Source organism: Acidovorax sp. 210-6 (assembly GCF_010020825.1).
GTDB classification, from domain to species: domain Bacteria; phylum Pseudomonadota; class Gammaproteobacteria; order Burkholderiales; family Burkholderiaceae_C; genus Simplicispira; species Simplicispira sedimenti.
The window spans coordinates 34,822-48,216 of sequence record NZ_JAACJE010000003.1; the positions used below are offsets into that span (position 1 = coordinate 34,822).

14 protein-coding genes are annotated in these 13,395 nt (G+C 58.1%); 6 read left to right on the forward strand and 8 right to left on the reverse strand.

From position 1 onward, the window contains the following. The first annotated feature begins 122 nt into the window (after positions 1-122). The 3 genes from GWK50_RS19405 to GWK50_RS19415 are packed head-to-tail and all read left to right on the forward strand — an operon-like array spanning position 123 to position 1,705. Complete coding sequence (locus tag GWK50_RS19405) at positions 123-521, forward strand: hypothetical protein (protein ID WP_162018218.1); 399 nt, start codon at positions 123-125, stop codon at positions 519-521. A gap of 9 nt (positions 522-530) precedes the next feature. After that, positions 531-1,238, forward strand: a complete 708-nt coding sequence (gene stbB, locus GWK50_RS19410) for a StbB family protein (protein WP_162018219.1) — start codon at positions 531-533, stop codon at positions 1,236-1,238. After that, entirely contained in the window at positions 1,235-1,705 is a 471-nt protein-coding gene (locus GWK50_RS19415) for a hypothetical protein (RefSeq protein WP_162018220.1), read from the forward strand. Before stbB ends, GWK50_RS19415 begins: the two co-directional genes overlap by 4 nt. Positions 1,706-2,116: 411 nt before the next feature. On the opposite strand, the gene tnpA is transcribed toward GWK50_RS19415, so the two are convergent. Then, positions 2,117-2,545, reverse strand: coding sequence for an IS200/IS605 family transposase (gene tnpA, locus GWK50_RS19420; protein WP_162018221.1), 429 nt, complete (start codon positions 2,543-2,545; stop codon positions 2,117-2,119). Between the two features lie 44 nt (positions 2,546-2,589). Here tnpA and GWK50_RS19425 point away from each other — a divergent pair, with 44 nt between their 5' ends. Further along, positions 2,590-3,660, forward strand: a complete 1,071-nt coding sequence (locus GWK50_RS19425; protein WP_162018222.1) for an RNA-guided endonuclease TnpB family protein — start codon at positions 2,590-2,592, stop codon at positions 3,658-3,660. Here GWK50_RS19425 and GWK50_RS19430 read toward each other — a convergent pair. The 5 genes from GWK50_RS19430 to GWK50_RS19450 all read right to left on the reverse strand — a co-directional run bounded on the left by GWK50_RS19430 (position 3,657) and on the right by GWK50_RS19450 (position 7,803). Further along, positions 3,657-4,694, reverse strand: coding sequence for a hypothetical protein (locus GWK50_RS19430; protein WP_162018223.1), 1,038 nt, complete (start codon positions 4,692-4,694; stop codon positions 3,657-3,659). The genes GWK50_RS19425 and GWK50_RS19430 overlap by 4 nt on opposite strands. A gap of 61 nt (positions 4,695-4,755) precedes the next feature. After that, positions 4,756-5,607: a DUF3560 domain-containing protein gene (locus GWK50_RS19435; protein WP_242455510.1), complete on the reverse strand. Its 852-nt coding sequence runs from the start codon at positions 5,605-5,607 to the stop codon at positions 4,756-4,758. A gap of 29 nt (positions 5,608-5,636) precedes the next feature. After that, entirely contained in the window at positions 5,637-5,906 is a 270-nt protein-coding gene (locus GWK50_RS19440; protein ID WP_162018224.1) for a hypothetical protein, read from the reverse strand. Between the two features lie 658 nt (positions 5,907-6,564). Next, entirely contained in the window at positions 6,565-6,882 is a 318-nt protein-coding gene (locus GWK50_RS19445; protein WP_162018225.1) for a hypothetical protein, read from the reverse strand. Between the two features lie 99 nt (positions 6,883-6,981). Next, positions 6,982-7,803, reverse strand: coding sequence for a DUF932 domain-containing protein (locus GWK50_RS19450; protein WP_162018226.1), 822 nt, complete (start codon positions 7,801-7,803; stop codon positions 6,982-6,984). Between the two features lie 821 nt (positions 7,804-8,624). On the opposite strand from GWK50_RS19450, the gene GWK50_RS19455 reads away from it, so the two are divergent. Further along, positions 8,625-9,107, forward strand: a complete 483-nt coding sequence (locus tag GWK50_RS19455) for a glycine zipper 2TM domain-containing protein (RefSeq protein ID WP_162018227.1) — start codon at positions 8,625-8,627, stop codon at positions 9,105-9,107. Positions 9,108-9,117: 10 nt separating this feature from the next. Next, positions 9,118-9,948, forward strand: coding sequence for a hypothetical protein (locus GWK50_RS19460; protein WP_162018228.1), 831 nt, complete (start codon positions 9,118-9,120; stop codon positions 9,946-9,948). On the opposite strand, the gene GWK50_RS19465 is transcribed toward GWK50_RS19460, so the two are convergent. Together GWK50_RS19465 and GWK50_RS19470 are read right to left on the reverse strand one after the other, a co-directional pair. Continuing rightward, positions 9,945-10,847, reverse strand: a complete 903-nt coding sequence (locus GWK50_RS19465; protein WP_162018229.1) for a DNA-binding protein — start codon at positions 10,845-10,847, stop codon at positions 9,945-9,947. The two genes, GWK50_RS19460 and GWK50_RS19465, sit on opposite strands and share 4 nt — an antisense overlap. Before the next feature lie 1,339 nt (positions 10,848-12,186). After that, positions 12,187-13,158, reverse strand: a complete 972-nt coding sequence (locus tag GWK50_RS19470; RefSeq protein WP_162018230.1) for an SOS response-associated peptidase family protein — start codon at positions 13,156-13,158, stop codon at positions 12,187-12,189. Between the last annotated feature and the right edge of the window lie 237 nt (positions 13,159-13,395).

The following is a 13,395-nucleotide window of genomic DNA, read 5'->3' on the forward strand; positions in this document are numbered from 1 at the left end:
CATGTGACGTACCCATGTCAACACTACATTTCGCGTCCGCGAAAAGCATGCTAGTAGCATATTGAAGCAATTACGCTGCATTTCATAATCAATTAATCACATTTGGATGCTAGGATTACCCCATGACAAGAGCGAAGCAAAGTGACCCCGGCGCAGCCCTGGATGCGCTAGCCATCAGCGCATCCAACAAGAGCAAGTCGGCACTACTCCGCACCTATCACGCAAAGATCATTGCTGCGCAAAACGCTGGTGCGCCGCAATCTGAAATCGTCCGTGTCCTGAAAGAAAATGGAATCGACGTTTCAATTGGAATGCTAAGGAATTTTCTTCATAGGGAAAAGAAACGTGCTGCAAGCCGGGACTCTTCGGCACCTGTGCCGAATAGCACGCTTGTAAAGCACTCGGAATCTCCCTCAGTTAGCAATTCAAAAACATCTGATCCAAGTGCCATTGACAAGATTGTTAATAGCACACCTGATCTGGATGCACTTGCAAAAATTCATCGAAGCCAAAGTAAATAAAGGGGTCTTATGAAAATCGCAGTTATGAATTTCTCCGGCAACGTGGGCAAAACCACTATCTCGGCGCATCTGCTCAAACCGCGCATGCCTGGCGCACGGATTTACTCGGTTGAATCCATCAACTCAGGCGCGGACGCATCCGGCGTTGAAGTCGAAAAGCTACGCGGAAAGAAATTCGGCTCGATGATCGACGCCATAATGCTGCTGGACGAAGCCATTATTGACGTTGGAGCTTCCAACGTCGAGGATTTTATGAAGATGATGCAGCAATATGATGGCTCTCATGAGGAAATTGATATTTTTATCGTTCCTACCGTGAAGGAAAAGAAAGTTCAGGAAGATACGGTAAACACCATTCGCGCATTGCGCGCAATTGGTGTTCCTTCCAATAAAATTCGAGTCGTCTTCAACAAGCTGGATGTTGATGAAAATCCATCCGATGAATTCCCAGGCATCTACGGCCTGGCCGCAGGCGAAAAGGCTTGTGTTGTATCCGATGATGCAACCATCCGCACGAATGAAGTTTTCGAGCGCATGAAGGCGCTCGGTAAGTCTCTTGGTGATTTAGTTAATGACCCAACCGATTACCGCCAAAAGCTGCGCGAAGCGAAAGAGAAGGAAGAGCAAGAGCGCTACGTCCAAATGATTGCGCTCAAGCGTCTATCCGTTACGGCATCGGAAAACATGGATCGCGTCCATGCCGCGCTTGTGAAATGACAGGCAAGGGCAATACTGTTCGTGAGGCAATTGCCGCCGAATTATTCGGTGAAATTGACGCGCTTGTACTTCGGCTGGAAAACACCGCCCGAATTGTCCAAAGCCATGAAGAAAATGAAAAGGCCAGCACAGCCGCGCTTTTATCGGCTGCTGACAATTTCAGGCTCGCTGTGACGCAGTTCAGCGAAGCCGCCACGGTGCAGGTCCGTGAAGCCGTGGAACGGCACGCCCACGAGGTTGTCACGCAAACGCGCTCGGAGTTGATGGCGACGATGCAGGAGGCCGCTCGGCAGGCCTGGCGCACCAGCGCCCTAGATGAAGCGGATCGGCTGACACAGCGCCTGCGTGCGCTGGCCAGCCAGTTCCAGCCGCTGCCAGGCTGGCAGCGGCTGGCCGAGGCCGCCGCCGGCGGCCTCGTCGGCGCTGCCGTGGTGTGCGCCCTGCTCCTGGCCCTCGGCAAGCTGTAGCCGTCATGCCAGCGGCTGGACGCCTGCGGCGGGCCTGTCTTTCAAGGCGCGATGGCAGGGCATGCCTGCATGAGTACCGCGCCACGCGATGAACGCCCGCCCAGGTGCTGGCTGCTGGATGCGGCTGTGCATGTTCATGCGTTCCATGACATGGCAGGCACCAGGCGCGCTAGTTGCGCTGCGCCCCATGCCATGGGGTACGCTGCGCGAGTGAAGGGCAGACATGGGGCGATGCCCCATACCCCTCACGCCCTGGACAGGTCGGGCTCCAGCTCACCGGCTTCGTAGAAGCCCTGCCACTGCGGAAACTCCGTGTAGGTACTCCCGTTGCGTCGCGTCTTGCGAGTCACCAATGGCGCGAGAAGCCTCGGGGTTCAGTCCGGGGTTGAGAGCGCGGACGCCGCAGGCGTCCTAATGGGGTGTTTGTTGCTCTTCGATGTATTGGCGCAGGATGTCGATTGGCGCACCGCCACAGCTTGAAGCAAAGTACGACGGCGACCACAGCACACCACGGCGCTTGAGCCAGGGATGAAAATCCCCGAACTCTTTTCGCAGCAACCTGGCCGACACACCTTTGAGCGAAGCGACCAGGCTGGACAAGGCCACCTTGGGCGGGTAGTTGATCAGCAGATGCACATGATCATGTTCGCCGTTGAACTCCACCAACTCAGCCTCAAAGTCCTTGCAGACGCTGGCCAGGATGGTGTGCATGGCCTCCAGGTGCTCCTTCTTGAACACATTGCGCCGGTACTTGGTAACGAATACCAAATGCACATGCAGGACAAAGACACAGTGCCTTCCGTGTCTTAAATCGCTATCTATCTTGCGTGGACGTGCCATAGCGCCTCTTGCGTCAGTTTCATAGACCAATAATAATACGCAGCATGGATTGCACCAAGACCCTGCGCCTGCGCATCAAAGACAAGCACGCTCGCGTGCTGTCTGCGATGGCACGCGAGGTCAATCAGGTGTGGAACTACTGCAACGAAACCAGCCATCGCGCCATTCGTGAACGCAGCCGATGGCTCTCCGGCTACGACCTGCAAAAGCTGACCAACGGGTTCAGCAAGTGCGATGGCGTGCAAATTGGTTCTCCCACCGTGCAGCAGGTCTGCGAGGACTATGCCAAGGCCCGCAAACAGTTCAAGCGCACCAAACTGCGCTGGCGTGTCTCCAATCCCAAGTCCAGCAAGTACAGCCTGGGCTGGGTGCCATTCAAGGCTCGGGCGCTGCAATACAAGGCTGGACAAATCGCCTTTGCTGGCCAGAAGTTCAGCCTCTGGGACAGCTACGGCCTGGGCGACTACGAGTTGCGTGCCGGTTCGTTCAGCGAAGACAGCCGGGGACGCTGGTATCTGAACGTGGTGGTGAAGGTGCAGGCCAAGGCCAGCAGCGGCACTGCCAGCATCGGTATCGACCTGGGATTGAAGGAAGCTGCTGTGGCCTCGGATGGCCAGCGCATCGTGGGGCGCTTTTATCGCCAGCTCGAAGGCGATCTGGGCTTGGCCCAGCGGGCCGGCAAGAAGCAACGGACCAAGGCGATCCACGCCAAGATAGCCAACCAGCGCAAGGACATGCTGCACAAGTTCAGCACGGCGCTGGTCAAGGACAACGCCGCCATCTTTGTGGGCGACGTGGCCAGCACCAAGCTGGTCAAAACCAAGATGGCCAAGAGCACGCTGGATGCGGGCTGGGCCAGTTTGAAGACGATGTTGGAATACAAGAGCCAGCAGGCCGGTATCGTCTTCGAGGTAGTCAACGAAAGCTACACCACCCAGACTTGCTCGTGCTGCGGGAGCATTCCCGCCAGCAGTCCGAAAGGTAGAGCAGGTTTGCGAATAAGAGAATGGGTTTGCGGCGACTGCGGCGCGGTACACGACCGGGACGTGAATGCAGCAAAAAACATTCTCGCGGCGGGACATCGCCGTCTTGCAGAAGGAATCTCCGGCGTTTAGGCCGGTGAGGATGTCAACGGGCCTGTTGTCTCGCACGTGAAAAGCACCACGTCACCCCCTTTGCTCACCACCACGTCCCGCTTCTTCACCAGCAGCGGGAAATTGTCGAATGGGCCGATGCCGCACTTCCTGCGGGCTCGGACACGGCTTCCTATGCCGGGCTCCCATTCGGCCACACAATCACCCGAGGCCTGCGGCTCCTGGGCCGCTGGCCGGTAGTCGGTGAACGTCGCCGCGCCGGTCAACACGCACTCGATGCCGCGCACCTTCACGACCAGGCCGCGCCGGTCGCCGCGCTCCAGCGTCCCGGCGTCCCATGCCTTCACCTGGTCACGGTAGGAGTAGGTTTCGCCATCCCAATATGCGCGCCTGGTGATGGCCCACGCCTCGCAGGATGCATTGCCGCTGAAATACATCCCACCATCGTTGATCCATTCCCGGCCACCATAGAGATAGGTCTTGACGCTGGCGATGCCCTCCCCTGCCTCGGCAATGGCCTGGGATGCGTATGTCGGCCCCCATACCACCTCCGACAGCTCGTACACGGGCTGGCTGTCCCGATAGCTCGGAAGCATGTCCGAATTCCTGTAGTGCGCGAAGCCGATGGATCTGGAACCATCGGTATGCGGGCGCACGGTGATAGTGCCCACGCCTGGCGCGTAGAGCGCCTGCATCTGCTCGGTGGCCGCTGCCCGGCGTGTCTTGTGCTCGATGCCCAGCCCGGCCAGATCCTGGCGCTGCAGCTCGTCCACCTCTTGGCAAGTGGCCGTCACGGCGATGGCATGAAGCCCGAAAACTGCGCCGCTGTCCATGTGAGGCGCCAGGCGCTCCAGCTCGACACGGGTGGCCCGGATTCCGCGCATGTAAAAGGGGCGCAGCACGGGAGCGAGCGAAGCGGCGCAGGCCTCGGCTGCGGTCAACCTGGCGGCGTGTTCCTCGGCCGTGAATTCAGCAACAAGCCATGTCCCGGCAGGCTGGATGAAGCTGCAAAGTGGCCCCTCACGGCCAAAGTCGAATCCTGCTTGTTCGCTCATGGTGTTCCCCATGCGAGTGCGGGCCGTTTCTCGTCCGCGAAACGGCCCGCGCTGCACTCGATCAGGCCCCGAGTTCCTTATCCAGCACAAGGGCCTCGATCACAGCCTTCGCAGCCCATCGCCCGGCGTTGTTCAACTGGCGTTGCCATGCGCCATTGGATGGTGCCCAACGAAACCCGCAGCGCTTCAGCACGTCGCGAGACGCCTGCTCAGGCTTGAAATTGAACTGGAACATGATGCGATTCAGGGCCACATCCTCGCGGTAAATAACGCCACTGGCGAGGGTGCGCTCCACGTCCGCGGCCTGCATGTTGCGTTCGATCTCCTTGATGCGCTGTTCGATGCGGCGAATGTTCGCGTTGTTGTTGCTGAGTGCGTAGGATGGGAAGCCGACACGGCCCGCAAAGTCGGGTTTCAGGGCCTCGCAAGCATTGGCATCGGTCATTCCGAGGTCAACCAGCGCAACCAATGTCGCCGCCTGGTCGCCCTTGTGCTTGCGGATTTGTTTGTTAACCAAAACCATCATGGTCTGCGAAGCCTGGGCATGCTGCAACTGTTCGCGCAGCTTAACCAGTGCATCCGGGTCGTCGGAGGAAATCACGCCACCGACACCCTGGGCTTGCATACAAACATCCTGAGCTTGATTCAACAAACCAAAACCCCTGCCCATATCGTCGTGAATCTTGTTTCTGAAACGACGGTCGCGATTTTCGGAATAGTGACCAATAAGAATTGGCTGCCCAAGGGGGATACTCGATGCCCGTTCGCGGGCCGAATCCAATAAGCTGTTGGCTCGATTCTCCAGAGTAGCGGCCTTCATAATCAAACCATCGCGGCGGCGCTCTACCCTGTCGCCGTACACATCGCGGCGAGTCTTAATAATTTCCTCGGTACGATTTTTGACATTGTTCATAATATTATTCCGGTTGATAGCTTTTGGTTTTATTCGGGAGAAAATGGAGACTCTGAAAATTCATCAATCCCATACGCAGCAGCAAATGCGGATCGATCCGGATAAGTCTCACTATCAACCCCTTCCAGTCTTCGCTTACTGATACGCACCTCATCACCATAAAATTGCGAAACAATAACCTTATCAGACTCAACCCCAACTTCCAAAGACAACAACCCGCCAGCCTCGTCCAGCAAACGCATAACTTTATAAATCACTCGCGCCTGAACCAGACCAACAACATTACCACCTTTCTGCATATCAAACTCCTTCATTAACTTGACTAGATTGTTATGGTGACTTCTTGCCGTTCACCATGATTGATATTATACCAATCCCATTTTATCCGTCAACCTGATTAGGTTGCTCAAGTGTAATACATTGCAACCCAAAATCACCTCCCACTTAAGACCTGGCCAGCATCCGGGTATGGGGCAACGCCCCATGTAGCCGCACAGCGGCGTAACACCAGCAGCGCCAACACGCAACAGACACCCACCGCGAAACACCCACCCAGCACTTCCCCGCCCTCAAACCGCGCCCTGATAAACAGGGCTGTTGGGCTACAAAAATGCACCAAGGGGAGTATTCGCGCAGCGAACACGAGAGAGATTGAAGCGTAGGCCCGCCAGGGCATACCTTGGCCGGGATACCGGGGTGCAGCTCGCAAAGCGAGCTGCAGGGCTACCGCCCCGGCCCCTACCGGCCAACCCGCGCGCAAGCGCGCGGGCTTCGGGCACATGCCCCGGATTGCCCCGCAAGTAGGGCCTTGCGCCCTTCTTGCTGTCTTCCAAGGGGGAAGCCCCAGCGGCGGGGGGAGATGCGAAGCATTGCCCCCTAGAGCGCAGCGCAAGACCCCAAGGGCGCGGCGCATAGTTTTCGCGCACGCGAAAACTGATTTTTATGCAATATTGAAATTCAAAAGCCGATGAAAATATCTTCTGGTGATAATAGCATCAATATGCCGTCATATACCCAATTCAAAACAAAGGCACAAAACGAAAATACCAATAGCGGCCAAAATACATCAAACGCATTAGACCACCCACGGACAACAACCATAATTAAAAACGCCACAGCAGCAAGTGACGTAACGGCCTGGAGCACCAAAACAATCGGGATGCGAACCCAAAGAAGAATATAAAACAACGTTATCCGAATCAAAAATACAGTTACACCTGCAAGCTTTAAAAACCCCGCCTTAAAACGATAACCATTGACTGCATTAACTTTCATAGCATCACCTATAACACCGTACACCTCCAGAATACAGAACACAAAACTTTTATCAAGTATTTTTATAATAAATTACAAAGAGGGCCGAGCCCTCTTTGTTCATGCTTTGAGTTTTCGCATTTCCTCCGCCAGAACCCAGAGTGCTCGATTGAGCTTGACGCTTTGATCAATCCCATTCACCGGGCGGGTGGTGGTAGTACGCCCCGAGGCATTACGACCGCGCAAACCGCCTTTCAGTAGGTTTTCTTGAACTCGGTTGAAGGTGCGCCACATATCGTTAGAACGATCCTCGATACGGCGCGGCATCAGAATTTGATCTTCAGTTATCGGTGCCGTGACCTCGTCATACTTGAGCTGCAGAGCCGCCCGCGCAAATGCCGCCTGCTCCCCGTCATTTAACGCCAGGCCCTGCATTGCCTCGCGTTGCTCCGTGATGGCCTCGAAACTATCAAGAACCCGGAAAGCACCCTCAATAACCTCGCCCACCACATCACCATTGTGGCGGACGCGAATATCATTTTGAACTTCCCCGCAAATCATGCCATTATGGCAAACAAATCTAAACATCCCGGCCAACATTTGATAACTGCTCGTCCCATCATGGGAGTTCAGCAAAATTATCTCGTTAACCTCCCTTCCGACAATTTGACCGGCATGGCGCAATCGCAGCATGTGTTTTGTGTGCTCGCGCTTCCCAGAATCTCGCACGCGCGTTTGGCACGCCATAAATGGCTGAAAACCCTCCTTGCGCAATCCGCGCAATACATCAATCGTCGGGATGTAGGTATATCGCCCCGAACGGCTTTCATGCGCCGCTTCGGCAAAAATTGAAGGTGCAACCGCTCGGATTTCATCATCAGCCAAAGCGCTATTAGAGTAAATCAAATTAGAACCACGACCAAAACGACTTGCTAAACGCATATCAAACTCCTTCATTAACTTGACTAGATTGTTATGGTGACTTCTTGCCGTTCACCATGATTGATATTATACCAATCCCATTTTATCCGTCAACCTGATTAGGTTGCTCAAGTGTAATACATTGCAACCCAAAATCACCTCCCACTTAAGACCTGGCCAGCATCCGGGTATGGGGCAACGCCCCATGTAGCCGCACAGCGGCGTAACACCAGCAGCGCCAACACGCAACAGACACCCACCGCGAAACACCCACCCAGCACTTCCCCGCCCTCAAACCGCGCCCTGATAAACAGGGCTGTTGGGCTACAAAAATGCACCAAGGGGAGTATTCGCGCAGCGAACACGAGAGAGATTGAAGCGTAGGCCCGCCAGGGCATACCTTGGCCGGGATACCGGGGTGCAGCTCGCAAAGCGAGCTGCAGGGCTACCGCCCCGGCCCCTACCGGCCAACCCGCGCGCAAGCGCGCGGGCTTCGGGCACATGCCCCGGATTGCCCCGCAAGTAGGGCCTTGCGCCCTTCTTGCTGTCTTCCAAGGGGGAAGCCCCAGCGGCGGGGGGAGATGCGAAGCATTGCCCCCTAGAGCACAGCAAGGCGGCCTGGAGCTGTGCCCGCCAGGGCAATCCCGCAGGGATCGAGCCGAATCAGGCGAGCAGCGCAAAGCCCCGCAGGGGCGGGGGCGTCCGGTTTTCGCGGACGCGAAAATGCTCTTTTTGAATTAAACCCAATCGGTTTCAATGAATTACAGACATAACGTTGTGATTCAACAAAATCCGAGTTAGATGAATAGACTATATGCTTTCTCAAACCTTGAAAGATAAGCATGAAAAAACCGATCACAGTCTGCATCGCAGCGCTGGCCGCAACAAACGCCCTGGCAGCAAATTTTGACGACTACGCGCGGGTAGTAGACGTGAGAGAACGCTACAGCAACTACACAGTACCAAGAACAAATCGCGTGGTGTGCGATCAAAACCGCCAAGAAAGTAGCGAGTACGGAGCAGGAACCGCAATAGGAGCCATCGCCGGAGGCCTCATCGGAAGTCAAGTCGGAAAAGGAAACGGACGCGTTGCAGGAGCAGCAGTAGGCGCAGCAACAGGAGCCATGACAGGACACTATCTAGAAGGCAGAAACAGAAATCAAGACCAACGGTGCTATCAAGACTACAATGAAACTTCATACCAACGTAGACCCATCGGCTACACAGTAACCTACGAATACGCAGGGCGAACATTCACAGAAAACACCACTCGACCACCACAAGGAAACACAATTCGCGTGCGAGTACATCTCAGCCCAAACTAAAATAAAACCAATGCCGGTTTCCAGGAAAGAAACTGAAAGCGCGATAAGCGAGTTTAAAAAAGAATACGAAGGACTCGCACATCTCAATTATGTCATTCTAGAAACGGAAAGTGATTTTCAAAATGCTTACGGGGAAAACGCAACATCAGCAACTGAAGCCTGGAACGGAAAGCTCGGCGCCTTCTCACGAAGCACCAACACAATTGCCTTGGCCCTTGCCGCCAACCATGACAAATCGGAAATTGCGTCCACCCTCGCCCACGAAGGAATTGGACATTCCGGCATCAATACTTTCGCAGAGCAAGACAAGCGAGCACTTCTAGAAGCCATCATCGAGGCCAGGAACCATCCCGGCGCACTCAGGGACAACTATTGGAGAGCGGTAGAGGAAGCCTACCCCGACACCAAGCGCAGCGAGCAGGCCGAAGAGGTTTTTTGCCTCATGGTCGAAACGGTCGCCCAGCGCAAGGGCTACAACCCACAGGCATTCAATCATGCCTGGCAGAACTCGGTGGTGCAGCAGAATGAGCCGCTTCAACCCTGGGGCCTGGCCCAAATTGCTGAACACGTCGCCCAGGGCCTGCGAGAGAACACGCGCCAGCAGCAGATATTCCCCGAGAACGACCAGGCACAGTTTCGAGCCACCCGCGAAGTGGAGAAGCTGCCACCGGCTACGCAATCGAAACTCGATGCGATCATCAAGCACCTGGACACTCAGAATTTCAGCGAGAAGGAGCGCGCCATCGTCCTAGCGCGCTGCCGAGAGAACGCGCTGCGCGAGCAAGCACGGGACACGGCACCAGCCGAGATTCGCCCTCCGACCCTGGATCTGGAGCGTTAAGCCACAGCGCCCCCGCCCTTCGGACCCGCCGCCCGCTTCGGCTCGCTGGGCTTCTTGGCCGCCAGGGCGCGCAGCCTTTCGATTTCCCCGGTCTGTGCCTGTTGCTGGGCCTGCAGCGACTCCACCTGACCCGACAGGCGTGCGCCATTCTCGCGGGCATCGGCCGCAGTGGCGCGGGCGTTCTCCAGCGCTGCCGCTGTCTGCGCGGCGAGCTGTTCCGCCCGCTCGGCCCGCTCCCCGACGCGCTGGGCATCGGCGGTCGCAGCTTCCAGCCGGGCCGCCAGCACGGCGGCCTGCTGCTCGGCACCGATGCGCGCCTTGCCCTCGACCTCCAGCAACTGACGCAGCCGCTCCAGCTCCGCGCCCTGTTCCGCGAGGCGTTCAGCCTGGGCCTCGATCTTGAGCCGGGCCGTCGCCAGCTCGACGCGGGCCGCTTCGGCGGCCTGCTGCTCCCGCTCGATGCGCTGCGCCTGGTCGGCCAGGTCGGCGCTCTGCTGCGCGGCCTTGCCCGCCAGGGTATCGCGCTCGCTGGTCAGAGCGGCCACCTGCTCAATCAGTTCGTCCTTCTCGCCCTCCAGGGCCTCCCCGGCTGCAGCAAGGTCGGTCGCCTCGCCTTGGGCCTGCACCAACCGGGCCTCGATCTCTGCGCGAGCTTCCGATGCAGTCCGCGCAATCTCGGCGGCGATAGCCGCCGTGAGTGCCCTGGGCAGCTCAGGAGCGGCGGCAGCCGCTACAGGCCGGGCCTCGCGCCACGTCGATAAGTGCTTGTGGATGGTGTTCGGTGACCCCGTGAAGCCCAGCCGTTCGCGCACGGCGCGAATCGCGGGCTGCAGGCCCTCAGCCATGAGAGCATCCGCCACGGCGGACACCTGTTCATACGTGATTCCTTGACGCGCCATGATTTGCCCTTTCGTATCGTTCAAATGTATTTCATATCAATACAGATATGAATTGATATGATACGGCAATACGATACGATACACAAGCGGTTTTTTCGTATCAACGCCACGGCTCGGCGCGAGACTGGCGCGGCGGCCACGCCGTCGCCCGCCCATATCGAGCTGGCCAGGGCGGTGACACCAGCGGCCAGCGCCATTGCGCCAGGCCGTGGCCACCGATGAGCCATGGTGCCAAGCGCTCAAAATCGGCACCACGGCCCGTAGCGGCCCTGGCACGCCAGGGCACCCCTCCCCTGCCTCAGCCCTGAAAGGGGTCGTCTCAGAATTCGGACAACAAAGCACGCTAAGGGCTGGCGTGTCAGGTTGAGGCCATAGACGCCGCGCCGATGGCGTCAGGAAATGCCGGGAAAGACCCTACTCTGACGCTCTTTCGCCGCTTCGTCTGACGCCCGGTTGGGCTGTACTCCAACCGGACACCGCAACCGACAACCCAAGCACGGCGCGACTTCGGCGCACATGCCAAAGCCTTAGCGTGCGATTTTTTCCGTTTTCTGTGTTCTCCCCTGAAAGGCCGCCTAGCGCCCTTCCAGGGGCCGTTGCGGGCCTGTTTTGACCCCAGGGGAGCCGCTTTCTTCTGTATTTGTCGCGGGGGGTGCCCGTGCGCCGAAGGGCGCACAGGGGGGCGGCAGCCCCAGGGGGTCGGGGGGCGGCACGCCCCACGCCGAGGAGCGCCCTAGGCGCGGGCTGGAAGCCGGGGGGAGTGCGAGCGGCTTTGCCGCTACGCCCTTTACCTGCCCCCCAGCGGGGGGCCTATTCATGGTATTGGGGATGCCGGGCGGGAAGGGCCGCTTGCGGCCCTGGGCGGAGGCCCGCTTGCGGGCCGTAGGAGCCGGCGGGGCGAAGCCCCAAGAGGCGGCGGGCTCCCATGACTACAGGAGGAATAAGTATAGGAGAGAGAAATACAGGGGGGGGCCGCGCAAAATCGTGAATTCGCTGTGCTGACGGGGACTTACGCCGGTATTTTTTGCAGGTGGCGGGAGTTGTTCAGCGTACTTCGCGGGGGTTGTTCAGCGTGGATAAGTCTGAAAATCAGGCCTAAGTCATTGATTTTAAAGAGATAAGTTCGCGGGAGTTGTTCAGCGTACATAACTTTTGAAATCCACCGATTTCCCACAGGCTTACCCACAGAGTTATGCACATCGGAAACATGTGGTTGCGGGAGTTGTTCAGCGTACCGCATTGCATGAGCGGGAGTTGTTCAGCGCAGCATGGCCGCGCTGCAGGCGCTCGGAGTGCCGGGAGTTGTTCAGCGTACTTTCGCGCCCGCGAAACCAGGGGGTCATGCCGCCTTCCGGTGCTCATAGTAGGGCCGCTCCTTGTCGTCCAGCAGCCCGTCAAGCTCGTCCAGGGTGCGCCCTTGGGGCGTCAGCCATGCGGCGACGTGCTCGGGCCGTAGCTGCACAATGCAGCGGTCATGCCCGGCTGCGGCCACCTCGGGCGGCGGATCATCCGTGACGGCGGCGAAAGACCACAGATCGGGCTCACCCGCCTCTGGACTCGTCCAATGCGAGTAGAGGCACGCGACGTACATATCCTGTGGTGGACGTGGCTCGAATCTCAACACCATGTTCTCCGGGCTCTCGCCTGGCAGCAGCTTGCGTCCCTCGGCCGCGTGCCTGGCCACGTTCTCGAAAAAGGCCGACACGATCATCAGGCCGTGCGTGTGTCCGAACTGGCCGCGCCAAAATCCCTGCAGGTTGTCCCTCCTGGCGTTGTAGGTGCCGGGGTACTTGGTATCGTAGGCAGCGGGCTTGCCCGCTGGGCGGCACTGGTAGCGCATTGGCCGAATCACGGGCTCGCCGTCCTCGATCATCAGCACCGGCGCCCACCAACCCGGAAAAATCCGGGCATCGGCCTCCCCTCCCCCGCCGCGCTTCAAGCGCGCCAGGCGGGCCAGCGCCTGGTCAATCTTCGCCGTGGCTATGCGCTGGTCCTCCTGGGCCTTCTTCGTCGTCTTGGCCTGCAAGCTGCGGATGGCGTCGGCCTGGCGCTTGCGCTGCCTGAATAGGTCCTGCTCGATGGCGATGACCTGGGCAGCGTCATGCGCCGCAATGAGGTCATGGATGGCGTGCTCGTCCTGGGTGTGCGGATCTGCGAATTGCACATCCATGGCCCTGGGCGTCCGTACAACCGGCTTACCGGCCTTCTTCCGCCAGTACAGCTCGAAGAAATCCTTGAGCGCCAGGCGCGACTTTGGGAACAGGCGTTGAAACGCCGCGTGGTCAGCACGAACGGCGGCCGAGTAGCACATGGGCAGTCCTTTCCCTGGAAACTTGACGGCAGTCTAGGGGGCGATGAAGCGCAAGGCGAGCGCCGGCATTAAACTGTATGAATGTACAGTGCAATCCCTCATGCCTCCACGCCGGTTCCGCTGGGCAGCGCAGCCCTTGTGCTGCCGCAAGCGGATACCAGCGTGCATGCGGGCTTTCCATCGCCTGCAGAGGATTACCTGGTCTCCTCGTTTTCAGTGCAATAAGTGACGGTACGA

Excerpts from the sequence above, each read along its gene's own strand:
- GWK50_RS19405 (WP_162018218.1), top strand. The coding sequence starts at position 123 with ATGACAAGAGCGAAGCAAAGTGACCCCGGCGCAGCCCTGGATGCGCTA.
- stbB (WP_162018219.1), top strand. The coding sequence starts at position 531 with ATGAAAATCGCAGTTATGAATTTCTCCGGCAACGTGGGCAAAACCACT.
- GWK50_RS19415 (WP_162018220.1), top strand. The coding sequence starts at position 1,235 with ATGACAGGCAAGGGCAATACTGTTCGTGAGGCAATTGCCGCCGAATTA.
- tnpA (WP_162018221.1), bottom strand. The coding sequence starts at position 2,545 with ATGGCACGTCCACGCAAGATAGATAGCGATTTAAGACACGGAAGGCAC.
- GWK50_RS19425 (WP_162018222.1), top strand. The coding sequence starts at position 2,590 with ATGGATTGCACCAAGACCCTGCGCCTGCGCATCAAAGACAAGCACGCT.
- GWK50_RS19430 (WP_162018223.1), bottom strand. The coding sequence starts at position 4,694 with ATGAGCGAACAAGCAGGATTCGACTTTGGCCGTGAGGGGCCACTTTGC.
- GWK50_RS19435 (WP_242455510.1), bottom strand. The coding sequence starts at position 5,607 with ATGAACAATGTCAAAAATCGTACCGAGGAAATTATTAAGACTCGCCGC.
- GWK50_RS19440 (WP_162018224.1), bottom strand. The coding sequence starts at position 5,906 with ATGCAGAAAGGTGGTAATGTTGTTGGTCTGGTTCAGGCGCGAGTGATT.
- GWK50_RS19445 (WP_162018225.1), bottom strand. The coding sequence starts at position 6,882 with ATGAAAGTTAATGCAGTCAATGGTTATCGTTTTAAGGCGGGGTTTTTA.
- GWK50_RS19450 (WP_162018226.1), bottom strand. The coding sequence starts at position 7,803 with ATGCGTTTAGCAAGTCGTTTTGGTCGTGGTTCTAATTTGATTTACTCT.
- GWK50_RS19455 (WP_162018227.1), top strand. The coding sequence starts at position 8,625 with ATGAAAAAACCGATCACAGTCTGCATCGCAGCGCTGGCCGCAACAAAC.
- GWK50_RS19460 (WP_162018228.1), top strand. The coding sequence starts at position 9,118 with ATGCCGGTTTCCAGGAAAGAAACTGAAAGCGCGATAAGCGAGTTTAAA.
- GWK50_RS19465 (WP_162018229.1), bottom strand. The coding sequence starts at position 10,847 with ATGGCGCGTCAAGGAATCACGTATGAACAGGTGTCCGCCGTGGCGGAT.
- GWK50_RS19470 (WP_162018230.1), bottom strand. The coding sequence starts at position 13,158 with ATGTGCTACTCGGCCGCCGTTCGTGCTGACCACGCGGCGTTTCAACGC.